Here is a 25,765-nt window from a genome sequence, read left to right as displayed (position 1 = left end):
CATTCCGAGGGGCCACCATGGGCTATCTGATCGTCGTCGCGCTGATCCAGGCGTTTTCCTTCAACCTGATCGGCGAGTACCTGGCCGGCCAGGTCGACAGCTACTTCGCCGTGCTGGCCCGCGTGGTGCTGGCGGCGCTGGTATTCCTGCCGCTGACCCGCTGGCGCCAGGTCGAACCACGTTTCATGCGTTCGCTGCTGCTGATCGGCGCGTTGCAGTACGGCATCACCTACGTGTGCCTGTACCTGAGTTTTCGCGTGCTCAGCGTGCCGGAGGTGCTGCTGTTCACCATCCTCACGCCGCTGCACGTGACGCTCATCGAAGACGCCCTGAACCGGCGCTTCAACCCCTGGGCGCTGCTGGCCGCCGCCGTGGCCGTAGCGGGCGCCGCTGTGATTCGCTTCGATAGCATCAGCGGCGACTTTTTCATCGGCTTCCTGTTGCTGCAACTGGCCAACTTCACCTATGCCGCCGGCCAGGTGCTATACCGCCACCTGGTGGCACGCAACCCCAGCGAGCTGCCGCACTACCGGCGCTTCGGCTACTTCTACCTCGGCGCCTTGCTGGTGGCCTTGCCTGGTTTTCTGCTGTTCGGCAACGCCGCGCACCTGCCGAGCACGGCGGTGCAGTGGCAGGTGCTGGCGTTCCTGGGCCTGGTGCCCACCGCATTGGGCCTGTACTGGTGGAACAAGGGCGCCTGCCTGGTGCCCGGCGCCACGCTGGCGGTGATGAACAACCTGCACGTGCCGGTGGGGCTGGTGCTGAACCTGCTGGTCTGGAACCAGAGCGCGCCGCTGGGGCGCTTGTTGCTCGGCGGTGGGGTGATCCTGGCGTCGGTGTGGATGAGCCGGTTGGGGCAACGGCCGGTCGTCATTGACGGCGTTGGCCAAAAGCGATAACGCCGGACGGTGGAAGCGGATTAAAGGGCTTACACCCCGCTTACACACCCCCGGTGTACTAGAGGGCGATGCTTGCGGTCGAAACGAGCGCGTTCGAGGCCGCCTGCGCCACCATGATCCAAGACAGGAGTTGATTCGATGACCCAGGACAGTCCCGTGGACTACACGCGCATCCCAACCGGCATGTCGCCCTTTCCCAGCGCCGAGGCCGTATTCGTGCCGGACCAGCTCGATCTGGCCGAGCACCTCCACCCCTTGTTCAGCCTGGACATCGCCACGCTGAACCCGGAGTGGTCGGGCGTGCTGCACATGCTCAGCCCGCTGGAGCCCTACGAGGGCCTAGTGGGCGAACACACCGAATGGGAGGGTTTTCACGGCGACCTGCTCAAGACCAACTGGATCGGCTTCAAGGTCGAAGAGGGCCGCTATCGCCTGTGCGGCGATCCGCGCTATTTCTTCCTGCACCGCGACAACGGCCCTCAGCACGCGCAGTCTCCCGAGCTCAAGGCCGAGCTGGAGCGGCACTACGCCGATCAGCACCAGTCTTATGCCACCACCGTGCAAGCGTTCCGCGCCAGCGGCACGTTACGGCGCTTGGAATGGCCGGACTCGGAACCCCAGGAGTTCGTCATGCAACTGGGCGGCGACGTGGACGGCTGCGCCAACTGGGTCGAAACCGTCGAGTTTCCCATGCACATCGTCGAGGCCGACGACGACAGCGGCGATTCGGCCGTCTACCCCTTAAGCCCCGCCGGCCGGCGCTTCATGCACATCGCCAGCGTGCCGGGCTGGCATTACCGCACCCAGGGCGCGGACACCATCCTGATGTTCTACGAGCCGGTGGAAGGGTTGGTGCTGTTCACTTTCGACTACAGTTAGCGCGCCGCCCACGCATTGAACCGCTCCTCCAGCTCCTCGCCATGGTCGACCCAGAACTCGGCATCCACCAACTGCGCCTGGGCCAGGTTTTCCGGGGCGGTGGGCAGTTGCCGTTGCACGTCGGCGGGCAGTTTGGCCAGGGCGTCCTGGCGAATCGGGCCGTAAGGGATCTGGGTCGAGAACGCCTGCTGCGCATCGGCCTGGCTGGCGAAGCGGATGAAGGTTTCGGCCAGGGCCTTGTTCGGGCTGCCGCGCACGATGGCCCAGTGGTCCGGGTCGTACAGGCTGCCCGGCCAGACGATCGACAATGCCGAACCTTCCTTCTGCGCCGAGGCGATGCGGCCATTGTAGGCCGCCGACATCACCACATCGCCGGCCACCAGCCACTGCGCCGGCTGCGCGCCGGCTTCCCACCACTGGATGCTGGACTTGATCTGGTCGAGCTTCTTGAACGCGCGGTTCACGCCCTCAGGGGTGGCCAGCACTTTGTACAAGTCTTCACGCGACACACCGTCGGCCAGCAGCGCCACTTCCAGGGTGTACTTGGCGCCCTTGCGCAGGCCGCGCTTGCCGGGGAAACGCTGGGTGTCCCAGAAGTCGGCCCACGACGCCGGGCCTTGCTTGAGCTTCTGCGGGTTGTAGGCCAACACCATCGACCATACGTAGCTGGCCACGCCGCATTCGCTCACGGTGCCGGGCAGGAAGGTCGAGGCCTCACCGATGATCGATGGGTCCAGGCGCTCGAACAGCCCCGACTCGCAGCCGCGGATCAGCTCGGGGCTCTCCACCTCGACCACGTCCCAGGACACATGGCCCACATCGACCATGGCCTTGATCTTCGACAGCTCGCCGTTGTACTCGCCGGCCACGATCTTGCCCGCGCCGCTCTGCTCGAAGGGTTTGAAATAGGCGTTCTGCTGCGCGACCTTGGTCGCGCCGCCAAAGGAGATCACGGTCAGGCTGGAGGAATCGGCGACAGCCTGCAGGCTGGCGGCGGCCAGCAACGCAAGGCCTAAGGATGCGGTACGAGTACGCATGGAAACTCCCTCATTACATGTGGTTGTGATTATTCAGAGGCAGTAAGGAGTGCTGCACGCGGCGGGTCGCCAGTGGCGCCCGATGCTGTTCTTGTCAGGATTGAACCGATGGTGCGCCACTGCGGGCTGCGGGAAAACGATTAAAAATATGCTTCGGACCCATGAAAAAGCTCTCCAAGGTGTTAGGCCCTTTGCGCTACTGTGCAAGTCGGCTTTCCCTGCTGGCGCACGGCCACTCCGGCCCGCCGGCCCAACGAGGTGCCCGTGGCTGCCTACACCTTGCGGCAATTGAAGTATTTCGTGACCACCGTCGAGGCCGGCAGCGTGGCCGAGGCTTCGCGCCAGCTCTACATCGCCCAGCCGTCGATCGCCACGGCCATCAAGAACCTGGAAGGCAGCTTCAACGTCCAGCTGTTCATCCGCCACCACGCCCAGGGCGTGTCGCTGACCCCCAGCGGCAAGCGCTTCTACCACAAGGCCCGCGAGCTGCTGCGCATCGCCCACGAGTTCGAGCAGAACGCCCTGGCCGACAACGAGGTGATGAGCGGGCAGATCGACATCGGCTGCTTCGAGACCGTGGCGCCGCTGTACCTGCCGCAACTGATCGCAGGTTTCAGCCAGCAGTACCCCGGTGTGGACATCCGCCTGCGCGACGGCGACCAGCAAGAGCTGGTCCAGGGCCTGACCGCCGGTGCCTTCGACGTGGCCTTCCTCTACGACCACGAGCTGGACAACACCATCGAAACCGAGCCTCTGATGCCGGCGCAGAAGCCCTACGTGCTGCTGCCGGCCAACCACCGCTATGCCGGCCAGCGCGAAGTGTCGCTGCGCGACCTGGTGCGCGAGCCGATGATCCTGCTCGACGTGCTGCCCAGCCGCACCTACTTCGTCAGCCTGTTCCACGAACTGGGCCTGACACCGAACATCGTCTTCGGCTCGCCGTCGATCGAGATGGTGCGCGGCATGGTAGGGCAGGGCTTCGGCTTTTCCCTGCTGGTGACGCGGCCGTTTTCCAGCCACACCTACGACGGGCAGAGCCTGGTCACCCTCGACATCGCCGAGCCGGTCACGCCCTCGGGGCTGGTCAGCGCGCGGCTGAGCAAAGGGCAACTGACCAAACCGGCGCAGGCCTTCGTCGACTATTGCCGCGAGCGGCTGACGGCGCTGAGCCAAGCCGACTGAGTAATGCCTGTCAGTTAAGCGGGAGTGGTGTCACTTGGGGCCGCAAAGCGGCCCCGATTGCTTAACTGATGGGCATCAGGCCGACTGAGCGCGCCTAGCAGTGCAGGTGGTCGGCCAGGCGCTTGAGCATGGCGTCGCAGCCATCGAGCTGTTCCAAGGTGACGAACTCGTCCGGCTTGTGCCCTTGGGCCATGCTTCCCGGCCCGCAGACCACGGTGGGAATGCCCGCTTCGTCGAACAGCCCGCCCTCGGTGCCGAACGCCACAGTGGTGAAGGCATCGGAACCGCACAGATACGCCAGCAATTGCGCCGCCTCGCCGTCGGCCGGGGTCGCCAGCCCAGGGTAGGCGCTGAGCGGTTGCAGGCGGATGCCCGTGCCCGGGTCGACGGCATGCATGCGCGGTAGCAGCCGTTGCTCGGCGTAAGTGTGCAAATCGTCGACCACCTGCTGGGCATCGAAACCAGGCAAGGTGCGCACCTCGAAGTCGAAGGCGCATTCGGCCGGCACGATGTTCAGCGCACGGCCGCCGTGGATGACGCCGGTCTGCACCGTGGAGTAGGGCGGGTCGAAGCGCGCGTCGTGGTGTTCGGGCGCGGCCAGCGCCTCGCCCAGGTCGCCCAGATGGCCGATTAGCCGCGCGGCGTATTCGATGGCGTTCACGCCCGAGGGCGCATGGGCCGAGTGGCAGGCCAGGCCCCGCACCTCGCAGCGCATGGCCAGCTTGCCCTTGTGGCCGAGCACCGGTTGCAGTTCGCTGGGTTCGCCGATCAGGCACAGGCCCGGCTTGTGCGGGCGTTGGCCGAGCGCGGCGAGCATCGGCCGCACGCCCAGGCACCCCACTTCTTCGTCATAGGAAAACGCCAGGTGCACCGGGCTGCGCAGCGGCTTGGCCAGCAGCCGAGGTACGGCGGCCAGCACGCAGGCGATGAAGCCCTTCATGTCAGCGGTACCGCGGCCGTACAAGCGGCCATCGGCCTCGGACATTTCGAACGGCGGCACCGACCAGGTCTGGCCGTCCACGGGCACCACGTCGGTGTGGCCCGAGAGCACGATGCCGCCGGCGATGTCCGGCCCCAGGGTAGCGAACAGGCTGGCCTTGTCGCCGGCGTCGTTGAACAGCAGCTCGGCTTCGATGCCATGGGCGGCCAGGTACTGGGCGATGAACTCGATCAGCGCCAGGTTCGAATCGCGGCTGACGGTGGCGAACCCCACCAGGTGCGCGAGCAGCGCGCGGCTGCTGTGCTCATTCATCGCCCGGCACGCCATAGGTGGGCGCGGCGGTGGGATCGAGCGCGCGGGTCAGGTAATCCTGCATCTGCGGTTGGTAGGCGCGCCACAGCCCGTCAAGCTGGCCGATGGGGTCGTGTTCGGCCCAGTCCACGCGCAGGTCGACGATCGGCCAGACCAGATCGCCCGCGATCTTGAGCGCCGCCGAGTGCACCGGGCCCGCTTCGCCCCCGGCCGCCATCGCCGCGTGCATGGCCGTCAGCAACCGGTCGGCCAGCGCGCCAGGCGCCTGCTCGAACGCCTCGACCATGGCCTGGATCACCTCAGGTGCGGCCAGCAGGTTGCCCGCCGCGGCACACTGCTCGCCCTGTACGGCGTTGAAGATGCCCAGCGCCTGCTGCCCGCTGAACAGCGCCACCCGGCCTTGGTCGTCGATCACCGTCACTTGTCGGTACTGGCTCCAGCCGTTGGCGTTCAAGGCGCGCTCCAGCGCCTGTTGCGGGCTGAGCGACTGATGCTCGAGCAGGTCGAGGATTTGCGGGCCCAGTGCCGGCAAGGTCACGTTCTGCGTCGACACCGCGCCGACCCCCGCGCGCACCCAAGGGCAACGTGCGCCGACGGCGATGCTCGACGAGCTGATGGCGATGCCCAGTTGGCCGGTCTCGGCGCAACGGCCGATGATCGAGAAGGTCATGGGCGCACGTCCTCCGCTTCGGGGATCACGGCGATCACGTCGATTTCCATCAGCCACTGCGGCTGCCCCAGGGCCGAGACCACCAGCCCTGTGGAAATCGGATACACGCCGCGCAGCCACTTGCCCACCACTTGGTACACCGGTTCGCGATAGCGCGGGTCGATCAGGTAGGTGGTGGTCTTGACGATGTGCGAGAGGTCGCTGCCGGCCTCTTCGAGCAATTGCTTGACGTTCTTCATGGCCTGCTCGGCCTGCGCCGCGGCATCGCCCAGGCCCACCAGGTTGCCGTCGAAGTCGGTGCCCACCTGGCCGCGTACGTACACGGTGTTGCCGGCGCGCACGGCCTGGCACAGGTCGTTGTCCAGGGATTGGTTGGGGTAGGTGGTCTTGGTGTTGAACATGCGGATGCGGGTATGGGTGGGCATCGAAAGCTCCTCGAATTCGCTAGGAAAGAATGGCAGCGGGGTCAGACACCGGCCTGGCGCTGCGCGGCATCGCGGTAGGCGCCGTAGCTGCGTTGCGTGGCGATGTGTCCGGCCACGTGCTTGGCGTCGTGCCACACCCCCCAGATGAAGCTCGACCCACGGCGCGACAGCCACGGCAGACCGAGGAAATACACACCCGGCTCGCTGGACACGCCACGTTGGTGCTTGGGCTTGCCCTTGTCGTCGAAGGCATCCACGTGCAACCAGCTGTAGTCCGTCGAATAGCCCGTGGCCCAGATCACGCTGGTGATGCCGGCTTCGCGCAGGTTCAGGCTCAGGATCGGCTCGCTGACGCAGGCCGGGTCCGGGTAACGGTGGCGCGCCTGGGGCTCTTCCGGCAGGTCCAGGCCGTTGCGCGCGATGTAGGCGTCGGCGGCGTCGAGCACGGCCAGATAGTTGGCATCGCCTGCGGCCAGGTTGGCGGCAAGGTCGGGCTGGAAGGTCACCACGCCGTCGTCGAAGGATTTCGTCAGCCCGACCAGGGTCATGCCCTCATGGGCCAGGGCGCGGAAGTCCACGGTGTTGCCGCCGCGGGCGCCGCTGACGGCGATGGTCACGTGCTCGCGGCCCTGGCGCGGGGTTTCCGCATCCCATTCGCCGAGCACCCCCAGCCACCAGCAGAAGTCGCGGTTGCGGTAGCGCCGTGGCGGGCGGTCGTGGGCGCCGACCGAGAGGTAGACCTGCTTGCCAGCGCGCTGCAGTTCATCGGCGATCTGCGTGCCCGACGAGCCTGCGCCGACCACCAGCACCGCGCCTTCGGGCAATTGCTCAGGGTTGAAGTAGTCGGCCGAATGGATCTGGTACAGGGTGGAGTCCTGCGGCGCGATGGGCGGGATCACCGCCTTCTGGAACGGCCCGGTGGCGACCACGATGCGTTGCGCCTCGATCACCCCGTCGCTGGTTTCGACCCGGAAGCCGCTGCGGCCCGGATTGCGCACCACCCGCGTGACGTCCACGCCGGTGCGTACCGGCACATCGAACTTCTTCACATAGGCCTCGAAGTAGTCGGCCACGCGGTCCTTGCCGGCGAAGGCGTCCGGGTCCAGATCTTCGAAGTCCAGCCCTGGGAAGCGGTCGTGCCATACCGGCCCGTTGGCCACCAAGGAGTCCCAACGGCCGCTGCGCCAGGCCTCGGCGATGCGCTTGCGCTCCAGCACCAGGTGCGGCACGCCCTGGGCGCTCAGGTGTTCGCTGGCGGCGATGCCGGCTTGGCCGGCACCGATGACCAGGGTGTCGATGGATGTGGGTTGTGCAGGCATTGGGGGGTGTCCTTCGAGCGGGTCGTGGGAAGCGGGCCGGTGCGTCGTCAGGTCGCTGCGTGGCCCCTGTGGCGAAAAGGCTGCGGAGCAGACGTGGACTCATAGTGGGCAGAAGGACGGGGAAGCGAAACGATGATTTTTGTGGTGGCTGGAGAGGAAAAAGATGGAGGCGGATGCGTTTCCAGGCGATATGCCGGTCGGGTCTGGAAAGCATCTCCACCGTTATTGGCAATCTCTTGAAACGATTGGCCGGCAGGACGGCTCTGACCATTCAGCGCCGAAAAACTGGCCACCAGCCAGCAGCGCATGATGTTTGAACATGCTCGGCCCGGCGGCGGTTCGAAAGCTCAGAAATCTCCTGCGACAAATCGGCTGTTGACGGATAAAGGCAATTTGAAGTTACGGACGATTTAGTAGGCTGCTATCATTCCACTCCCGTGTACCGAGCCGCACCCCCATGACACAGGCCCAGACCCGTGCATGCCCGATGTCTTAGTTTCCGATCGCCCAGAAAAACATAACAAGACTGCCATCGACGCCCGAAAGGCGCAGGCGACGATTCAGGAAGCCAGCGCATCCCCAGACAGGGCAGGGCAGCCACTCGGTTCGTTGTGATTAGCCATAGGTGCTTTGCATGTTATTAGCCACACAAACCTCGAGGAGGAAGTTCCTGCTGTCCTCCCTGATCGCCTTGCCCGCCATGGGCATCGCCGTCAAAGGGCTGTCCGCTGCGGCCGCCGCCGAACTGGCCGCGCCGAGCCTGGATGGCTACAAGCCGACCTTCTTCACGCCTGCCGAATGGACCCTGGTCCTGGCCGCTTGCGACCGCCTGATCCCCGGCGGCGGTCGTGGCCCTGGCGCGCTGGAAACCAACGTGCCGATCTTCATCGACCAGCAGTTGGCCGGCGACCTGGGCAGCGAGGTGTACCTGGAAGGGCCGTTCGACCTGAACGCGCCCTCGACGCTGGGTTATCAATTGCCCTACACCATCCAGCAGATCTACCAGAAGGGTATCGCAGCGTTCGACGCCTGGTGCCAGAAGGCCTACGGCGAGCACTTCGCGCTGCTCGAACTGGCCAAGCGCGACGACGCCTTGAAGAAGCTGCAAAGCGGCGAAGTCGATTTCGCCGCCTCCGGCGAAAGCGTGCTCAACGGCAAGCTGTTCTTCAACGAACTGCTCAACCACACGCGTCAGGGCTGGCTGGCCGACCCCATCTACGGCGGCAACAAGGGCATGAAATCCTGGATCGCCATCGGCTTTCCTGGTGCCCGTGCCAGCTACCTGGAATGGGTCGCGCAGCACAACGTTCCGTACCCCCTCGGCCCGGTCAGTCTGACCGGTCAGCGCGGTTGAACCCTTCGCCCAGCGACACAGCATTCAAGGTTACCCATGTCAAACATCACCAATGAGGAAGTCGATGTCGTCGTGGTCGGTCTCGGTTGGACCGGCTCGCTGATGAGCATCGAACTGGCCCAGGCGGGCCTGCGGGTACGCGCCCTGGAGCGCGGCGAAGACCGCAGCAACGCCGATTTCACCTACCCCAAGCCGGCCGACCAGTACGCCTACGCCGTGCGCAACAAGGTTATGGTCACGCCCAAGGACGCGGCCCTGACCGTGCGCCACAGCATGACCGGCACTGCGCTGCCGACCCGTCAGTGGGGCGCCTTCGTGCCCGGCACCGGCGTGGGCGGCTCGGGTCTGCACTGGACCGGCGTGCTGATCCGCCCGACGCCCACCGATCTCAAGCTCAAGACCTACGCCGACCAGGCCTATGGCCCTGGCGTGCTGCCGGGCAACATGACCATCGGCGACTTCCCCTTCACCTGGGACGAGATCGAGCCCTACCTCGACAAGTTCGACAAGATCTGCGGCCTGTCGGCCAACACCGGCAACCTGCGCGGGCAGCTCATGCCTGGTGGCGACCCGTTCGAAGGCCCGCGCTCCAACCCGTGCCCGCTGCCGGCGCTGGAAGACACGCTGAACAACACGATGTTCGCCGATGCGGCGCGCAAGCTCGGTTACCACCCGTTCCCCAACCCCTCGGCGAACGTCTCGCGTGCCTGGAAGAACCCCTACGGCAACCAGATCGCGCCCTGCAACTACTGCGGCTATTGCAGCAAATATCCGTGCCTGAACTTCTCCAAGGCCTCGCCGCAAACCGCGGTGATGGACGCGCTCAAGCGCATGGACAACTTCGACTACAAGGTCAACGCCAACGTCCTCAAGGTCGAACTGCACCCTGACGGCAAGACCGCCAAAGGCGTGACCTACGCTGACGCCGACGGTAACACCGTGTTCCAGCCAGCCAAGATCGTCGTGCTCGCGGGTTTTCAGTTCGTCAATGTGCGCCTGATGCTGCTCTCGGGCATCGGCAAGCCGTACGACCCGGTCTCCAACACCGGCACCATCGGCCGCAACTACGCGTACTTGAGCGTCGGCGGCACCACGCTGTTCTTCAAGGACAAGCAGTTCAACCCGTTCGCCACCGCCGGTGCCACGGGGCAGATGTTCAACGATATCTCGCCCGGCAACTTCGACGGCCCGGCACTGGGCATCATCGGCGGGGCCAAGATCCACAGCTCCCAGGCCACCGGCACGCCCATCGGCACGTCCCTGCCGGCCGGCACCCCGGAATGGGGCCAAGGCTGGAAGGACGGCATGCAGGACTGGTATGGCCATTCGATGAAGGTCAGCATCTCCACCGGCTGCATGTCGTACCGCGAGCACTACGTCGACCTCGACCCGACCTACAAAGACCCGTGGGGTTTGCCGCTGCTGCGCATCACCTTCGACTGGAAGCCCAACGAACTGCGCTTGCAACAGCACCTGCGCGGCATCGTGCAGAACATCACCAAGGAGTTGAACCCGGACAGCTACAGCGAAAGCTACCTGGGGATGGACTCGCACTGGGACATCACCAAGTACGTCTCCACCCACAACGTGGGCGGCGCGATCATGGGTGAGTCGCCGGAAACCAGCGCGCTCAACCGCTACCTGCAGAGCTGGGACGTGCACAACGTCTTCGTGCCCGGCGGCAACGCCTTCCCGCAGAACTTCCAGGCCAACCCCACCGCGCTGATCGGCGCGATCACCCTGTTCGCGGCCCAGGCCATCAAAGATCAGTACCTGAAGAACCCCGGCCCGCTGGTGCAGGCGTGAGGAACGAGACGATGAAAAACAAATCCCGTTCCATATTGCTGACCCTGCTGGTGGTCGCCCTGGTCATCGCCTTGCTGGCCTGGGGCGTGAGCTTCCTGCTCAACCGCTCCGGCGACCCGACCGCCAAGCTCGAACAGCCCATCACCCCGCAACTGGTGGAGAAGGGCGCGTACCTGGCGCGCGTCGGCGACTGCGTGGCCTGCCACACCGCGCCAGGCGGCAAGTCGTTCGCCGGTGGCCTGGGCATCGGCTCGCCGATCGGCACCATCTACTCCACCAACATCACCCCGGATGCCAAGAGCGGCATCGGCAACTGGACCTACGGCGACTTCGAGCGGGCCATGCGCCGCGGCATCAACCACAACGGCGATGCGCTGTACCCGGCGATGCCATACCCCTCGTACGCCAAGATCTCCAACGAAGACCTGCAAGCGCTGTACGCCTATTTCATGAAAGGCGTGGCGCCCGTGGAGCAGCCGAACAAGGCCAACGACATTCCTTGGCCCTTGTCGATCCGCTGGCCGCTGGCGTACTGGCGCACGCTGTTCTCGCCACTGCCGGATGATGAGGCCAAACCCCTGGTCGCCGTCGAAGGCGCCAGTGCGCAGGAGCAACGCGGCGCTTATCTAGTGCAGGGCCTGGGCCATTGCGGCTCGTGCCACACACCACGCGCACTGACCTTGCAGGAAACCGGGCTGGACGAGTCGGCCAAGGGCTACCTCACCGGTGGCAACCTCAACGGCTGGGCCGTACCGTCGCTGCGCGGCATGCCGCACTGGACCCAGGAGCAGATCGTCGACTACCTCGGCACCGGGCGTAACAGCGCAGCCTCGGTGGCCGGCGAGATGAAAGATGTGGTCGCCAACAGCACCTCGCACATGAGCGACGCCGACCTGACCGCCATGGCGGTCTACCTCAAGTCGCTCGAAGGCAAGGAGCGCGAGGTCACCCAGGCCAAGCCCGACCGCGACCAGGCCACCACGGCCAAGTTGACGGCGGCCAAGGACCTGACCCTGGGCGAGCGCCTGTACATCGACAACTGCAACGCCTGCCACTTCGTCAACGGCGAGGGCGCACCCCATGTGTTCCCGCGTCTGAACGGCGCGTCGGTCGTGAACGCCGGCAACCCGGACGCGTTGATCAACGTGATCCTGGCCGGCGCGCAAACGCCTTCCACCGAGCGTGCGCCGTCGGTGCTGCCGATGCCGGGCTTCGCCAAGCGGTTGAGCGATTCGGAAGTGGCGGAGCTGGCCACCTTCCTGCGCGGCGGCTGGTCGAACGAGGCCGGCGCGGTGACGGCCGATCAGGTCAAGTCGGTGCGTGGCACGCTGCATGGGCATTGATGGCTGAACCGTAACGGCGCCTGCGCTGAACGATCACCCGCTCGGGAGTGCCTGGGCGGGTGATTTTTTTTGCGTTCGGGAAAGACAGAGTCAGGCCAGCTGCGAGGGGCGAGCTGCGTGATAAGCTGCCAAGCCCTTCTGAAATCCCGGTCATGCCTCAGGATCGATCATGCTCGATATCAACAACCTCCCGCTGTTCATGCTGTCCGTACTGCTGTTGTCCATCACGCCCGGCCCGGACATGGCCTATGTCATCGGGCAAAGCGTGGCCAACGGACGACGCGCCGGCGTGATTTCGGCGGCCGGCGTGGCGCTGGGCAGTTGCACCCATGCCCTGGCCAGCGTGGTGGGGCTCACGGCGCTGATCGCCGCGTCGCCGTTGATGTTCTCGATCGTCAAGTACGTGGGCGTGCTGTACCTGACCTACCTGGGCGCGAAGCTGATCCTCGGCACGTTCGGCAAAGCGCAGAGCGAAGTCGATCCCGCCGCGGGCATCAAGCGGGGCGCCAGCCTGGGCGACTTGCTGAGCAAGGGTTTCATCACCACCTTGATGAACCCGAAAGTGCTGCTGTTCTTCATTTCCTTCTTCCCCCAGTTCGTGGTGCCGGGCGGCGAACACCACACTGCCTCGTTCCTGGTGCTGGGGCTGGCCTATGCGCTGGTGGCCTTTGCCACCGACGTCACCTTCGCACTGCTGGCGGGCAGCGCGGCGGGTGGGTTGTCGAGGAATCGTGCGTTGCAGGTCTGGATGGACCGTGTGGTGGGTGGGGTGTTCATGGGGTTGGGGATGAGGTTGGCGTTCGTGCGCAACTGAAGCGCCGGTGCCTGGGCGGCCTCGCACTCAGATCTCGAGATCCAACAGCGCCGCCCCCAGTGCCTTGCCATGCGCATCCAACGCCAACGACCGCGTCACCCCCCCACGCAAAATGCCGGGCAACACGAAATTCAGCGCCCCCAACTGCGGCAGCGCGTACCGCCGAACGGGCGGCCCTGCCGGGTCCAGCAGTTCGGCGAAGTGGGCCGTGACGCGTTCCACCGTCAGCCATTCGGCCAAGCGCGGATAGTCGTTCGTGTCGAAGGCGATCACCGAGATGTTCGAGGTGTCGCCTTTGTCGCCGGTGCGGCTGTGGGCCAGCTCGCGCAGTTTCGTCGTCGTGTTCATGCCATGTCCTCCAGGTGCACGTGCAGCGTGACCGCTTTACGCGGCAGCAACAGCGACGCCACCGCCACCACCTGGCGCACCGACTTGCTCGCGCCGCCACCGCCGTAGGGACCATTGGTGTAGAGGGTTTCCACCTCGTTGCCGATGCGTACCGCATCGCTTTTGCTGGCGCAGCGCGCCGCCACCCGCAGGCGCACCTCCCAGGGTTCGCCTGCGGCGCGCTGGCCCAGGTCGTTGCCGTGCAGTGCGCTGACGCCGATCAGTTCGGTGCGGATGTCGTCGCAGGCCACGCCGGTCATTTGCAGGCGCTGACGCACGATGTCTTCGGCCAGGCGCCCACGGGCGACCGCGCCGGGGCCGCCGTAGGACATCTGCCCTTCGCCGATCCAACCGTCGAGAAAACCGACCGACACCTTCAACGCTTCAGGGCGCGCATGGCCGTCCGCGCCCTGTACCCGGACGTGGTCCTGGGCGGTGGCCTGGAACGCCACCTGGGTGAAGTCGGCGCTCACGTCGGGGGTGAGGTAGGCGACCGGGTCGTGCACTTCGTACAGCAATTGCTCGGTGCAGGTGGCGCTGTCGATGCGCCCGCCGGTGCCGGCCACTTTGCTGATCACGGCACTGCCCATCGCATCGATCTCGGCCAGCGGGAAGCCCAGTCGGTGCAGGTCCGGCACGTCCTTGACACCGGGGTCGGCGAAGTAGCCACCGCTGATCTGCCCGGCGCATTCGAGCAAGTGCCCGACCAGGGTGCCGCGCCCAAGTAGCGTCCAGTCGTCCGTGCGCCAGCCGAACTCGAACAGCTGCGGTGCGAGGAACAGCGACGGATCGGCGACGCGGCCGGTGACCACCACATCGGCATCGGCTTGCAGGGCTTGCACGATGCCTTCGGCGCCCAGGTAGGCGTTGGCCGAGATCAGCCGGTCGCCCAATTCACTTAAAGAGACGCCGTTGTCGAGGGTCTGTTCAGGCCGTTGCAGCAGGGTGGCGAGCACGTCGTCGCCGGTCAGCGCCGCCACCTTGATGCCGGTCAGGCCCAGGTCGGCGGCGATGCGGCGGATCTCACGCGCGGCGCCCAGCGGGTTGGCCGCGCCCATGTTGGTGACGATGCGCAGGCGCCGCCGCGTGCCGTCGCCTTTGCCGACATAGGGCAGCACGCGGCGCATGCGCTCGCCCAGCAGCGGGTCGAAACCGGCGTCGGGGTCGAGCAGTCGCGCTTGCTGCGCCAGGGCGATGGTGCGTTCGGCCAGGCATTCGAACACCAGGTAGTCCAGCTCGCCCTGTTGCGCCAACTCGATGGCCGGTTCGATACGGTCGCCCGAGTAGCCGGCGCCGGCACCGATTCGTATGGTTTTCATTCAGAAAACTCCAATGACCAGGGCGGTCAGGGTCATCAAGACCGAGGCCGCGAACAGGAAGGGGATGGTGAAGCGCTGGTGGTCTGCCAGTTCGATCTTGCACAGGCCCACCAGGAGGAAGGTTGCGGGTGTCAGCGGGCTGACCGGGAAGCCTGTGGTGTGCACACCCAACAGCGACGCCTGCGCCACTTGCATGGGGTCCACGCCCAAGGCTTTGCCGACTTCGGCGACCACCGGCATGATGCCGAAATAGAACGAATCGGGGTCGAACAGCAGGCTCAGGGGCATGGACAGGAAGCCCACCACCGCTGGAATCAATTGGCCGTGCCCGGCCGGGATCTGCCCCACGGCCACCTCGGCCATGGCCTTGAGCATGCCGGTGCCTTGCATGATGCCGGTGAACACGCCTGCGGCCAGAAGGATGCTGGCCATGGTCAGCGCGGTCTTGGCGTGGGCGTCGATGCGCGCCCGTTGCGCGTCCACGTTGGGGTAGTTCAGGCACAGGGCGAGTACGGTGCCGATCATGAACATCACCACCGGGTCCACCACGCCTGCGATCATCACGCCCATCACCACCAGCGTCAGCAGCAGGTTGGGCCAGAACAGGCGCGGTTTGCGCAGCGTGCGTTCGGCGTCGGTGAGCACCCGTTGGTGGGGGGTGACGTCGAGATGGTCCGGGCCTAGGCCCAGACGCCGTTCTTCGCGGCGCCCCAGCCAGTAGGCGCAGGCGAAGACGAACACCAGCCCGACGATCTGCACCGGAATCAGCGGTTGAAACAGGTCGGCCACCGGCACGTGCAACGCCGCCGACGAGCGCAGTACCGGCCCGGTCCAGGGCAGGAAGTTGACCCCGGCCGCCATGGCCGTGACGCAGGCCAGGATGCGCCTGTCCATCCCCAGGCGGGTGTACAGCGGCAGCATGGCCGGGATGGTCACCAGAAAGGTCACCGCGCCCGAACCGTCCAGGTGCACCAGCAGCGCCAGCAGGGCCGTGCCCATGACGATGCGGGTCGGGCGGGTGCCGACGCGCTTGAGGATGCGGTCGATGATCGGGTCGAGCATGCCGGCGTCGGTCATGATGCCGAAGAACAGGATGGCGAAGACGAACATGCCTACTACCGGGGCGACGTTCTTGATGCCGGTGATGATGAACGCGCTGGTACTCAGGCCGAAACCGCCGAGCAAGGCGGCGACGATGGGCAGGGCGATCAGGGCGACCAGGGGCGAGATGCGCTTGCTCATGATGCTGACGAGCATGCACAGGATGGTGACGACACCGAGGGTGGCGAGCATGGAGGTTTCCTCTCTGGCCTCTACGTTCGCGGGCGCGAGCGGAGGTCCTGTTGTTGTTTTGCAAGAGTAATAACAACGGCGCTACGCTCTGTGAATTGAAATATTCGGCAGACCTCGTTCGGAAAAACAAAATGAAGAATGCGCTCCAGCTCATCCGCGCCTTTCTCGCCGTGGCCCAGACTGGCAACTTTTCCAGGGCGGCCATGGCCCTGAACCTTTCACCCTCGGCACTCACCGTGCAGATCCAGCAACTCGAAGACTGGCTCGGCGTGGCCTTGCTCGAACGCAGCCCGCGGCACGTGGGCCTGACTGCGGCGGGGCAGAATGCGCTGCTGCCGATGGAGAAGCTGCTGCTCGACCTGGACAACATCGTCGATGCGGCCCGCGACCACGCCGCCTCCCGGCGCGGCGTGCTGACCATCGCGGCCTTGCCGTCGCTATGTTCCGGGCTGCTGCCGGGTGTCCTGCAACGCTTTCGCGAGCGCTTCCCCGGCGTCGAGGTGCGGCTGCGCGATGTCGTGGCGCAGCGCATCGACACGCTGGTGCTGGCGCGCGAGGTGGATTTCGGCTTGGGTGTGCAGGCGCGGCCGACCCAAGGGCTGGCCTTCAGGGCGATTCTCGAGGATCGCCTGTGCCTGTACGTGCCGCACGACCACCCATTGGCCACGCGCCCCGAAGTGACGCTGGCCGAAGCGGCCGCTTATCCCATGCTGCTGACCGGCCGCGACAGCAGCGTACGCAACCTGGTCGAACGGCTGTTCGCCGACGCGCGGCTGCCGTTGGCCGCGGGGCTCGAGGCCAACTACATGTCCACCGTGCTGGCGCTGGTGCGCCAGGGGCAGGGCGTGGCGCTGTTGCCCGAATCGGCTGACGAAGGCCGCACCGAGGTGAGCAAGGTGGCGGTGGCGCATCCGGGGGTGGTGCGCGAGATCGGCGTGATCACCCGGGCGGAGCAGGTGATGGCGCCAGCGGCAGTGGAGTTCTTACGGTTTTTGGAGAGTAAGGGCTTACCTGAGAATCGTTAATCTGAGCGTAACGTTTCGTCCGCTGTGTTGATTGATAGAACCCGTTTGTCCCCCTTAAATGACCTCCACGCAAGCGGACCCGTGGAGCTTCCAATGCCAACAACATCCTCCCCCCCACCGCAATGGTCGCGGCGGCGCGCCGAAAAGCAGCGCCGGCTCGATCAGGTGCGCGCACTGGCCGACGGTGCGGTGCTGCCCAGCGAGCGCATCGTCGAAGCCCTGCAACGGCTGATCGCCCCCGGCGACCGGGTGGTGCTCGAAGGCAACAACCAGAAGCAGGCGGATTTCCTTTCGCGTTCCCTGGCCAAGGCCGACCCCGAACACCTGCACGACCTGCACATGATCATGCCCAGCGTCAGCCGCGCCGAGCACCTGGACCTGTTCGAACGGGGCATCGCGCGCAAGCTGGACTTCTCCTTCGCCGGGCCGCAGAGCCTGCGCATCGGCCAACTGCTCGAAGACGGCCTGCTGGAAATCGGCGCCATCCACACCTACATCGAGCTGTATTCGCGCCTGCTGGTCGACCTGATCCCCAATGTCGCGCTGGTCGCAGGCTTCATGGCCGACCGCGAGGGCAACATCTACACTGGCGCCAGCACCGAGGACACCCCGGCGCTGGTCGAGCCGACCGCGTTCAGCGACGGCATCGTCATCGTGCAGGTCAACCAGCTGGTGGACGATGTGCGCGACCTGCCACGGGTCGACATCCCGGCGTCCTGGGTCGACTTCGTGGTGGTGGCCGACAAGCCGTTCTACATCGAGCCGCTGTTCACTCGCGACCCGCGCCACATCAAGCCGGTGCACGTGCTGATGGCGATGATGGCGATCCGTGGCATCTACGAAAAACACAACGTGCAGTCGCTCAACCACGGCATCGGCTTCAACACCGCCGCCATCGAGCTGATCCTGCCGACCTACGGCGAATCGCTCGGGCTCAAGGGCAAGATCTGCCGCAACTGGACGCTCAACCCGCACCCCACGCTGATCCCGGCCATCGAAAGCGGCTGGGTGCAGAGCGTGCACTGCTTCGGCACCGAACTGGGCATGGAACACTACATCGCCCAGCGCCCGGACGTGTTCTTCACCGGCCGCGACGGCTCGATGCGCTCCAACCGCATGATGTGCCAGCTGGCCGGGCAGTACGCCGTCGACCTGTTCATCGGCGCCACCTTGCAGGTCGATGGCGACGGCCATTCCTCGACCGTCACCCGCGGGCGTCTGGCCGGCTTCGGCGGCGCGCCGAACATGGGCCACGATCCACGCGGTCGGCGCCATGCCACCCCCGCCTGGCTGGACATGACCGAGCCGGTGACGATGCTCGAACGCGGCCGCAAGCTGGTGGTGCAGATGGTGGAAACCTTCCAGGAGGGCGGCAAGCCCACCTTCGTCGAGCGCCTGGATGCCGTCGACGTCGCAAAGAAGGCCGGCATGTCCCTGGCGCCGGTGATGATCTACGGCGACGACGTCACCCACCTGCTGACCGAAGAGGGCATTGCGTATCTGTACAAGGCGCGCACCCTCGAAGAGCGCCAGGCGATGATCGCGGCCGTGGCCGGCGTCACCGCCATCGGCCTGCGCCACGACCCCAAGGACACGGCGCGCATGCGCCGCGAAGGCTTGATCGCGCTGCCCGAAGACCTCGGCATCCAACGCACCCAGGCGTCGCGCTCGCTGCTCGCGGCCAAGAGCATTGCCGAACTGGTCGAGTGGTCCGGCGGCCTGTACGAGCCACCCGCACGTTTCAGGAGTTGGTGATGAGCGCATCCCTGCATTACGCGGCGCCCTTGCCGCTGTCCCACCGCTTGGCCGACCTGGCCGTCGAAGCGTTGATCGACGAAGCCGACCTGTCGCCCAAGCCGGCCTTGGTCGACCGCCGCGGCAGCGGTGCCCATAGCGACCTGCACCTGGGCCTGATGCACGCCTCGGCCCTGGCCCTGTGGCCGTGCTTCAAGGACATGGCCGACGCTGCGCAGGCAGTAGGCGAGGTCGGCCAGCCGCTGCGCGAAGCGCTGGGGCGCATCGGTCGCGAAGGCGAGGCGGCGATGCTGGCCACCACTGGCGGCGTCAACACCCACCGTGGCGCGATCTGGGCGTTGGGGCTGCTGGTCGCGGCCCATGCCCTGGCTCCAGCGGAGTTCGATGCGGCGTCGATTGCCGCGCGGGCAGGGCGCATCGCCCTGATCGACGACCGCTTCGCGCCCGTACAGCCCGCCAGCCATGGCCAGCAGGTGCGGCGCCGCTACGGTGCACGCGGCGCGCGCGCAGAGGCCCAGTCGGGCTTTCCCAGCGTGATCGCCCATGGCTTGCCGCAACTGCAGCGCAGCCGCCGCGCCGGCAGCGGCGAACAGCCCGCCCGGCTGGATGCGCTGCTGGCGATCATGGCCCGCCTGGACGACACCTGCGTGCTGTGGCGCGCCGGCCGAGAAGGGCTGGACGCCATGCAGCAGGGCGCGCAACGCGTGTTGGCCGCAGGCGGCAGCGCCACCCTGGCCGGCCGCCGCGCCCTGCGTACGCTGGACGAGCGCCTGCGCGCCCTCAACGCCTCACCCGGTGGCGCCGCCGACCTGTTGGCCGCCTGTCTGTTCCTCGACCTCCTTGGGAGCCATTGAGCATGGAAACCTTGTCTTTCACCTTTGCCGCCGGCGCTCCGGCGAACCGTCGCGCGCGGGTCGGTTGCGTCGGCTCGGGCGACCTGGAAGTGCTGCTCGAACCCGGTACCCACGGCGTGCTGGCGGTCAACGTGGTGACCTCGGTCAACGGCAGCGGCCCGCGTTGGCAGCAGTTGTTCCAGCGCCTGTTCGACGAGCAGACCTGGCCGGCCCTGAACATCGACATCCACGACTTCGGCGCCACCCCTGGGGTGGTCCGCCTGCGTCTGGAACAAGGCTTCGAGGAGATCGCCCATGACTGACGTCGCGCACCTGCTGCAAACCCGCAGCTTCGTCGAACTCGGCGCCCGCGAGCGAGCCAAGGCCTTGCTCGATGCCGGCAGCGCCCGTGAGCTGCTCGGGCCGTTCGACCGGGTGATGTCGCCCTGGCTGCCCGCGCAAGGCATCGTGCCGCAGTCCGACGATGGCGTGGTGATCGTCAAGGGCACCTTCAACGGCCAGCCTTTACTGGTGGCCGCCATCGAAGGGGTGTTCCAGGGCGGCAGCATGGGCGAAGTGGGTGGGGCGAAGATCGCCGGTGCCCTGGAGCTGGCGGTCGAAGACAACCGCAAGGGCATCGCCACCGCCGCCGTGCTGCTGCTGGAAACCGGTGGCGTGCGCTTGCAGGAGGCCAACCTGGGCCTGGCGGCCATCGCCGAGATCCAGGCGGCCATCGTCGAGCTGCGCCAGTACCAGCCGGTGGTCGGCCTGATCGCAGGCTCGGTGGGCTGCTTCGGCGGCATGTCGATCGCCGCTGGGTTGTGCAGCCAGTTGATCGTCACCCGCGAAGCCCGCCTGGGCCTCAACGGGCCGCAGGTGATCGAGCAGGAGGCCGGCATCGAGGAATACGACGCACGCGACCGACCCTTCATCTGGAGCCTGACCGGCGGCGAGCAACGCCATGCCTGCGGCCTGGCCGACGCCTTCGTGGCGGACGATCTGGCGCAGGTACGCGAGGTGCTGGGCGAGTGCTTGGCCACCGGCGAACCGGCCCGACCGCGCAGCCGCCGCCATGCCGACTTTCTGGCCTTGCTGGGTACGCTCGGCAGCCAGGTCGATCAACTGGACGCCGCCCAAGTGCGCGCCCTCTATCAGGAGCTACAGCCATGAGCCGAGGATTGCAGTGGATTCGAGCGCTGGCCGCAGGCCGAGAACTGCCTGGCTTTCCCGCCTCGGTGAAGGTCATCGACGGCGAACTGGGCAACCGTCCCGCACGCTTCCTCGCCATAGTGCCGGACGCGCAGAACCCGTTCCCGCGCGCCCGCCAAGGCGAGGTGGGGCTGCTCGAAGGCTGGGGGCTGGCCAAGGCGGTCGATGATGCCATCGACGCCGACGCGGGCGGCCCGGCACGGGTGCTGGTGGCGGTGGTCGACGTGCCGAGCCAGGCCTATGGCCGCCGCGAGGAAGCGTTGGGCATCCACCAGGCCCTGGCCGGTGCCGTGGACGCCTATGCCCGGGCACGGTTGGCCGGCCACCCGGTAGTTGGGCTGCTGGTGGGCAAGGCCATGTCCGGGGCGTTCCTCGCCCACGGTTACCAGGCCCAGCGGCTGATCGCGCTGGAAGACCCCGGCGTGATGGTGCACGCCATGGGCAAGGCCGCCGCCGCGCGCATCACCCTGCGCAGCGTCGAGGAACTGGAAACGCTGGCGGCCAAGGTGCCGCCCATGGCCTACGACCTCGCCAGCTACGCCTCCCTGGGCCTGCTGTGGGAACGGGTGGCGGTCGAGGCCATCGAGCAGCCCGGCCCCGACGACATCGACAGCGTGCGCGACATGCTGGTGCGCGCCGTGCAGGACATCGGCGACAGCACCGACCTGCGCTCGCGCCTGGGCGCGCCGAACCGGGCGATGTCGAGCCTGGTGCGCGAGCGCCTGCGCGCGCAATGGTGACGCCATGAATCCACACGACCTGCTGTGGGGCCTGCGCCCCGGGCACCTGGCCGCCAACACACCCGACTGGGTGCGGCAGGTGCTGCTCGCCGGCCAGCCGGTGGTGGTACGGCGTGCGCTGGTGGCGGCGGGGCGGGTGGCGGTGGGCGTGCGCGGCGCGCAGCGCTCGCAGCGGTGGGCGGCCGAATTACCTGTCGCCTGCGTACAGCGCCGGTGCCGGCCCGAGCAGTTGCGGGTTTCTGGTGAGGTCGAGCTGCCTGCGCTACGCGCGCTGCAAGCCGTGGCGCCGTTGTTGGAGGTCACCGGTCTGAGCTGGGGCCCGACCGGCGGGGTGGGCTATCAGTTGGCGACCGGTGCGGTGGTGCTGCACGGTGAGAGTGACCTCGACCTAGTGCTGCGTACCCCCGCGCCCTGGTCCCGCAGCCAGGCGCAGGCCTTGTTCGAAGCACTGGCGGCAATGCCGTGCCGGGTCGATCTGCAATTGGAAACGCCCCAAGGCGCCGTCGCGCTGGGCGACTGGGCGGGCACGGCACGACGGGTACTGCTCAAGCGCTGCGCAGGTGCCTGCCTGGTCGAAGACCCTTGGGCCTGCGCAGAGGTGCCTACATGAGCAGCTCGTTCTTCTTCTCCGGCCGGGGCTTGCGAGAGGCCGGCATGCTGCGGGCACTGCCCGATACGCCTAGGTTGCGCGCCTGCTGGGTCGAAGGCACTTCGGCATTTTCGGGAATACGCGCATGAGCAGCTTGTTCGCCTTCCCCGGCCAGGGCGCGCAGCGGGCCGGCATGCTGCATGAACTGCCAAACACACCCACGGTGCGCGCCTGCCTGGAAGAGGCGAGCGAAGCCTTGGGCGAACCGGTGCTGCACCTCGACAGCGCGCAGGCCCTGGCCGACACCCGCGCGGTGCAGCTCTGCCTGTTGGTGATGGGCGTCGCCCAGGCGCGCCTGTTGCTGGAGGACAACCCTGCGCCCGAGTACGTCAGCGGTCTGTCCATCGGCGCCTATCCGGCGGCGGTGATCGCCGGCGCGCTGGCCTTCGACGATGCCGTGCGCCTGGTGGCCAAGCGTGGCGAGCTGATGCAACGGGCCTACCCCGAAGGCTACGGCATGACCGCCATCCTCGGCCTGGACCGCACTGCCGTGGAACGCCTGATCGAAGCTTCCCCGGCGCCGGTGTTCCTGGCCAACATCAACGCCGACAACCAGCATGTGATCGCCGGCAGCGACTCGGCCATGGCTGCCTGCGCCACCCGCGCACTGGCCCTCGGCGCCAGCGCCGCCAAGCGCCTGCCCATGAGCGTACCGTCCCATTGCGCGCTGCTCGACGAGCCCGCGCGCGAGCTGGCCCAGGCCTTCGCCGAGGTGCCGATCAAGCGCCCGACCCTGGGCTACCTGAGCAGCACCTGCGCACGCCGGCTGCACGACCCACAGGCCCTGCGCGATGACCTGGCCTTCAACATGTGCCGCACCGTCGACTGGTACGCGACCCTGCGCAACGCCCATGAGCGTGGTGTGCGCCTGCTCGTCGAACTGCCCCCCGGTGTGGTGCTCAGCGGCCTGGCCCGGCGCGTCTTCACCCGCGGCACCGTGGTCGCCTGCCAAGGCACGCGCCGCGATACCTTGAATGCCCTGATACGGCGGGAGGTGAGCAGCGACCCTTGATTGCCCGCATTTCGAAGAACAACAACAAGCAACTTCGACTGAACGTGAGGACAACGACAATGATTATCTACGGTGTGGCACTACTGGCCATCTGCACGCTTGCAGGGGTCATCCTGGGTGACTTCCTCGGCGTGCTGCTGGGCGTCAAATCCAATGTCGGCGGCGTCGGGATCGCGATGATCCTGCTGATCTGCGCCCGCCTGTACATGCAGCGCAACGGCGGCATGAGCAAGGAATGCGAGTTCGGCGTCGGCTTCTGGGGCGCGCTGTACATCCCCATCGTGGTGGCCATGGCGGCGCAGCAGAACGTCGTCACTGCCCTGCACGGCGGCCCGGTGGCGCTGATCGCCGCCGTCGGATCGGTGCTGGTGTGTGGCCTGACCATCGCCTTGATCAGCCGCATGCACCGCGGCGAGCCGCTGCCGCAGGAACTGCCGGTGGCCGCTGTCGAGCCTGTCGCCGTACCGGCAGGGGGGCGCTGACATGGACCTCATTCTCAAAGCGCTGGAACACAACGGCCTGGTCACCGCGTTCGCGGTGGTGGGCGCGGTGATGTGGCTGTCGGTGATCCTCTCCAAGCGCCTGACGTTCGGCCGCGTGCATGGCTCGGCGATCGCCATCGTCATCGGCCTGGTGCTGGCCTGGGTGGGCGGCACGCTCACCGGCGGGCAGAAGGGCCTGGCCGACCTCACGCTGTTCTCCGGCATCGGCCTGATGGGCGGCGCCATGCTGCGCGACTTCGCCATCGTCGCCACGGCCTTCGAAGTGCAGGCCACCGAAGCGCGCAAGGCAGGGATGATCGGCGTGGTGGCGCTGCTGTTGGGCACCGTATTGCCTTTCATCGTCGGGGTGGCGGTGGCGTGGAGCTTCGGCTACCGCGATGCGGTCAGCCTCACCACCATCGGCGCGGGAGCGGTGACCTACATCGTCGGGCCGATCACCGGTGCTGCGTTGGGCGCCACCTCGGACGTGATGGCCCTGTCGATCGCCACCGGGTTGATCAAGGCGATTCTGGTGATGGTGTTCACCCCGGTCTCGGCGCGCCTGCTGGCACTGGACAACCCGCGTTCGGCGATGGTCTTCGGCGGCCTGGCCGGCACGGTGAGCGGCGTCACCGCAGGCTTGGCGGCGACCGACCGGCGCCTGGTGCCTTACGGTGCGTTGACGGCCACTTTCCATACAGGTCTTGGCTGCCTGCTCGGGCCGTCGGTGCTGTACTTCTGCGTGCGAGGGCTGGTGGGCTGAGGCTTGACCGTCGCAAGCCCCGGCTCGTAGCGCCGGGGTGGCGGTATTCATCCCCCTTCCAGGGCCGACGTTCCCGTCTTTCTGCGCGGGGAGTCGCTGCCGGCCTGAGGCATGTGTGCCCCTGACTCACACTACCGGGGCGACACCTTGGCGCTGATCGCCTTGCAGGCTGTACATGCGGCACTCGGCGACCAGCGCCAACAGGTTCGGGTCACGCTCGCGGGTCTTGAGGAACAGCACGCCGATGTGCTGCTGCAAGCGGTAGCGCGCCTGCAACGGGATCAGCCGGATGCGGTTCTCGTACACCGCCGAAATCCGCCCCGGCAGCAGCGCATAGCCCACCCCCGAACTGACCATGCTCAGCAAGGTGAAGATGTCGTTCACCTGCATGGCCACGTTCGGCTCGAACCCCGCCTGCTGGAACACCCGTTCGCCGTCGCGGTGGGTGGCGAAGCCCTGGGTGAGGGTGATGAAGGTGGAGTGGGCCAGGTCCGCCAGGTCCACCTCCTGCTCCTGGGCGAAGGGCGACTCGTTGGGCACGGCGAGGAAGATGTCGTCGGAGAACAGCGGCAACTGCTCGCAGGCCGGGTCGCAGGTACTTTCGTTGAGCGACACCAGGATCGCGTCGAGCTCCAGGTTCTTCAGGCGGTACATCAGGTCGACGTTCGAACCCAGGGTCAGGTCGATGTTGAGTGCGCTGCGCCGCAGCTTCAGGCCCATGATCAACTGCGGTACGGTCTTGACCGTCAGCGAGTACAGCGTGCCGAGCTTGAAACGCTCGGCGGAGAAGCCGGCCGCCTCGCGGGTGGCGCGGACCATCTCGCTGGTGTCCTGGATCAGCTTGCGCGCTTTTTCTTCCAGCACGTAGGCGCTCTCCAGCGGCGTCAGCGTGCGCCCTTCGTGTTTGAACAAGGGGCAGCGCAAGGCGTTTTCCAGCGAGTGGATGGCCCGGTGCACGCTGACGCTGCTGGTGTCCAGCGCACTGGCGGCGCGGGCCAGGTTGCCGCTGTGCATGAAGGCGAGAAATATTTCGAGCTTCTTCAGGGTGAGCTCTTCGTCGATCTGCATGGGTGGTCCATTCCAAGCTGCGTGATGGAAAAATCCTACGACTTTCCCTCGTTGTAGGCGCGAGTTTACGCGCCATGGAACGCTGAGCGGTGCTTCTCTCGCGCCCTTCGGGTCTTCATCCCACGGCCTAGGTCAGCAGTGCGCAAACCTTAGTCAAGGTTTTTCTGGATCAAACAGAGAGGGAGGAAATATTAAATATTGGGTTACAAGAAACAGTGATTGAATATTAAGAAGTGATTCTAATTGCTTA

26 protein-coding genes are annotated in these 25,765 nt (G+C 66.6%); 17 read left to right on the top strand and 9 right to left on the bottom strand.

All coding sequences use genetic code 11. The annotated features are described in order from the left end of the window. Positions 1-17: 17 nt before the first annotated feature. Together ACSMEV_RS18325 and ACSMEV_RS18320 are read left to right on the top strand one after the other, a co-directional pair. A complete protein-coding gene (locus tag ACSMEV_RS18325) occupies positions 18-899 on the top strand; it encodes a carboxylate/amino acid/amine transporter (protein WP_459206405.1) in 882 nt (293 codons plus the stop codon). A 138-nt stretch (positions 900-1,037) separates the two neighbouring features. Next, positions 1,038-1,778 carry a hypothetical protein gene (locus ACSMEV_RS18320; protein WP_459206404.1) on the top strand — a complete coding sequence of 247 codons (741 nt, stop codon included), beginning with the start codon at positions 1,038-1,040 and terminating at the stop codon, positions 1,776-1,778. Here ACSMEV_RS18320 and ACSMEV_RS18315 read toward each other — a convergent pair. Next, entirely contained in the window at positions 1,775-2,815 is a 1,041-nt protein-coding gene (locus ACSMEV_RS18315) for an ABC transporter substrate-binding protein (RefSeq protein WP_459206403.1), read from the bottom strand. The genes ACSMEV_RS18320 and ACSMEV_RS18315 overlap by 4 nt on opposite strands. Before the next feature lie 264 nt (positions 2,816-3,079). Between ACSMEV_RS18315 and ACSMEV_RS18310 the strand changes: the two genes are divergently transcribed. Further along, complete coding sequence (locus ACSMEV_RS18310; RefSeq protein ID WP_459206402.1) at positions 3,080-3,997, top strand: LysR family transcriptional regulator; 918 nt, start codon at positions 3,080-3,082, stop codon at positions 3,995-3,997. A 94-nt stretch (positions 3,998-4,091) separates the two neighbouring features. Here ACSMEV_RS18310 and argE read toward each other — a convergent pair whose 3' ends face one another. From argE to ACSMEV_RS18290, 4 genes are read right to left on the bottom strand one after another with little or no spacing between them, the layout of a single operon-like run. After that, positions 4,092-5,249: an acetylornithine deacetylase gene (gene argE, locus ACSMEV_RS18305; protein WP_459206401.1), complete on the bottom strand. Its 1,158-nt coding sequence runs from the start codon at positions 5,247-5,249 to the stop codon at positions 4,092-4,094. Beyond that, positions 5,242-5,919, bottom strand: a complete 678-nt coding sequence (locus ACSMEV_RS18300) for a DUF1028 domain-containing protein (RefSeq protein WP_459206400.1) — start codon at positions 5,917-5,919, stop codon at positions 5,242-5,244. Before ACSMEV_RS18300 ends, argE begins: the two co-directional genes overlap by 8 nt. Beyond that, complete coding sequence (locus ACSMEV_RS18295; protein WP_459206399.1) at positions 5,916-6,344, bottom strand: RidA family protein; 429 nt, start codon at positions 6,342-6,344, stop codon at positions 5,916-5,918. The genes ACSMEV_RS18300 and ACSMEV_RS18295 overlap by 4 nt, the downstream gene beginning before the upstream one ends. A gap of 41 nt (positions 6,345-6,385) precedes the next feature. Beyond that, a complete protein-coding gene (locus tag ACSMEV_RS18290) occupies positions 6,386-7,663 on the bottom strand; it encodes a flavin-containing monooxygenase (RefSeq protein WP_459206398.1) in 1,278 nt (425 codons plus the stop codon). Between the two features lie 634 nt (positions 7,664-8,297). Here ACSMEV_RS18290 and ACSMEV_RS18285 point away from each other — a divergent pair. From ACSMEV_RS18285 to ACSMEV_RS18270, 4 genes are all read left to right on the top strand, one after another. After that, the gene (locus tag ACSMEV_RS18285) at positions 8,298-9,017 is read left to right on the top strand and encodes a gluconate 2-dehydrogenase subunit 3 family protein (RefSeq protein ID WP_459206397.1); all 720 of its coding nucleotides are present in this window, start codon (positions 8,298-8,300) and stop codon (positions 9,015-9,017) included. Between the two features lie 36 nt (positions 9,018-9,053). Continuing rightward, positions 9,054-10,823, top strand: a complete 1,770-nt coding sequence (locus ACSMEV_RS18280) for a GMC family oxidoreductase (RefSeq protein ID WP_459206396.1) — start codon at positions 9,054-9,056, stop codon at positions 10,821-10,823. 11 nt (positions 10,824-10,834) lie between these two features. Continuing rightward, on the top strand, positions 10,835-12,166 hold the full coding sequence (locus tag ACSMEV_RS18275; protein WP_459206395.1) for a c-type cytochrome: 1,332 nt from the start codon (positions 10,835-10,837) through the stop codon (positions 12,164-12,166). A 169-nt stretch (positions 12,167-12,335) separates the two neighbouring features. After that, complete coding sequence (locus ACSMEV_RS18270; RefSeq protein WP_459206394.1) at positions 12,336-12,980, top strand: LysE family translocator; 645 nt, start codon at positions 12,336-12,338, stop codon at positions 12,978-12,980. A 27-nt stretch (positions 12,981-13,007) separates the two neighbouring features. On the opposite strand, the gene ACSMEV_RS18265 is transcribed toward ACSMEV_RS18270, so the two are convergent. Genes ACSMEV_RS18265 through ACSMEV_RS18255 form a run of 3 tightly spaced genes read right to left on the bottom strand, consistent with a single transcriptional unit; the run spans position 13,008 to position 15,979 of the window. Then, positions 13,008-13,328: an AtuA-related protein gene (locus ACSMEV_RS18265; RefSeq protein ID WP_459206393.1), complete on the bottom strand. Its 321-nt coding sequence runs from the start codon at positions 13,326-13,328 to the stop codon at positions 13,008-13,010. Further along, positions 13,325-14,686, bottom strand: coding sequence for an acyclic terpene utilization AtuA family protein (locus ACSMEV_RS18260; protein ID WP_459206392.1), 1,362 nt, complete (start codon positions 14,684-14,686; stop codon positions 13,325-13,327). The genes ACSMEV_RS18265 and ACSMEV_RS18260 overlap by 4 nt, the downstream gene beginning before the upstream one ends. After that, positions 14,687-15,979, bottom strand: a complete 1,293-nt coding sequence (locus ACSMEV_RS18255; RefSeq protein WP_459206391.1) for a CitMHS family transporter — start codon at positions 15,977-15,979, stop codon at positions 14,687-14,689. 131 nt (positions 15,980-16,110) lie between these two features. Between ACSMEV_RS18255 and ACSMEV_RS18250 the strand changes: the two genes are divergently transcribed. The 10 genes from ACSMEV_RS18250 (at position 16,111) to madM (ending at position 24,447) form a co-directional block, all read left to right on the top strand. After that, positions 16,111-17,004 carry a LysR family transcriptional regulator gene (locus ACSMEV_RS18250; protein WP_459206390.1) on the top strand — a complete coding sequence of 298 codons (894 nt, stop codon included), beginning with the start codon at positions 16,111-16,113 and terminating at the stop codon, positions 17,002-17,004. Positions 17,005-17,097: 93 nt separating this feature from the next. After that, positions 17,098-18,759: a malonate decarboxylase subunit alpha gene (gene mdcA, locus ACSMEV_RS18245; protein ID WP_459206389.1), complete on the top strand. Its 1,662-nt coding sequence runs from the start codon at positions 17,098-17,100 to the stop codon at positions 18,757-18,759. Continuing rightward, entirely contained in the window at positions 18,759-19,613 is an 855-nt protein-coding gene (locus ACSMEV_RS18240) for a triphosphoribosyl-dephospho-CoA synthase (protein WP_459206388.1), read from the top strand. The genes mdcA and ACSMEV_RS18240 overlap by 1 nt, the downstream gene beginning before the upstream one ends. Positions 19,614-19,615: 2 nt before the next feature. Beyond that, positions 19,616-19,915 carry a malonate decarboxylase subunit delta gene (locus tag ACSMEV_RS18235; protein WP_459206387.1) on the top strand — a complete coding sequence of 100 codons (300 nt, stop codon included), beginning with the start codon at positions 19,616-19,618 and terminating at the stop codon, positions 19,913-19,915. Further along, positions 19,908-20,762, top strand: a complete 855-nt coding sequence (locus tag ACSMEV_RS18230; protein WP_459206386.1) for a biotin-independent malonate decarboxylase subunit beta — start codon at positions 19,908-19,910, stop codon at positions 20,760-20,762. Before ACSMEV_RS18235 ends, ACSMEV_RS18230 begins: the two co-directional genes overlap by 8 nt. After that, positions 20,759-21,541: a biotin-independent malonate decarboxylase subunit gamma gene (mdcE, locus tag ACSMEV_RS18225; protein WP_459206385.1), complete on the top strand. Its 783-nt coding sequence runs from the start codon at positions 20,759-20,761 to the stop codon at positions 21,539-21,541. The genes ACSMEV_RS18230 and mdcE overlap by 4 nt, the downstream gene beginning before the upstream one ends. Before the next feature lie 4 nt (positions 21,542-21,545). Next, complete coding sequence (locus tag ACSMEV_RS18220; RefSeq protein ID WP_459206384.1) at positions 21,546-22,151, top strand: malonate decarboxylase holo-ACP synthase; 606 nt, start codon at positions 21,546-21,548, stop codon at positions 22,149-22,151. A gap of 124 nt (positions 22,152-22,275) precedes the next feature. Continuing rightward, positions 22,276-23,202, top strand: coding sequence for a malonate decarboxylase subunit epsilon (gene mdcH / locus ACSMEV_RS18215; RefSeq protein ID WP_459206383.1), 927 nt, complete (start codon positions 22,276-22,278; stop codon positions 23,200-23,202). 59 nt (positions 23,203-23,261) lie between these two features. Further along, the gene (gene madL, locus ACSMEV_RS18210; RefSeq protein ID WP_296268944.1) at positions 23,262-23,684 is read left to right on the top strand and encodes a malonate transporter subunit MadL; all 423 of its coding nucleotides are present in this window, start codon (positions 23,262-23,264) and stop codon (positions 23,682-23,684) included. Position 23,685: 1 nt separating this feature from the next. Further along, positions 23,686-24,447 (top strand): malonate transporter subunit MadM, encoded by a 762-nt coding sequence (madM, locus tag ACSMEV_RS18205; protein ID WP_413048255.1) that lies wholly within the window; start codon positions 23,686-23,688, stop codon positions 24,445-24,447. A 126-nt stretch (positions 24,448-24,573) separates the two neighbouring features. Here madM and ACSMEV_RS18200 read toward each other — a convergent pair whose 3' ends face one another. Further along, a complete protein-coding gene (locus tag ACSMEV_RS18200; protein WP_314490923.1) occupies positions 24,574-25,515 on the bottom strand; it encodes a LysR family transcriptional regulator in 942 nt (313 codons plus the stop codon). Between the last annotated feature and the right edge of the window lie 250 nt (positions 25,516-25,765).

The organism is Pseudomonas sp. MLB6B (assembly GCF_054508135.1).
This window is presented reverse-complemented; position numbering and strand designations above follow the sequence as displayed.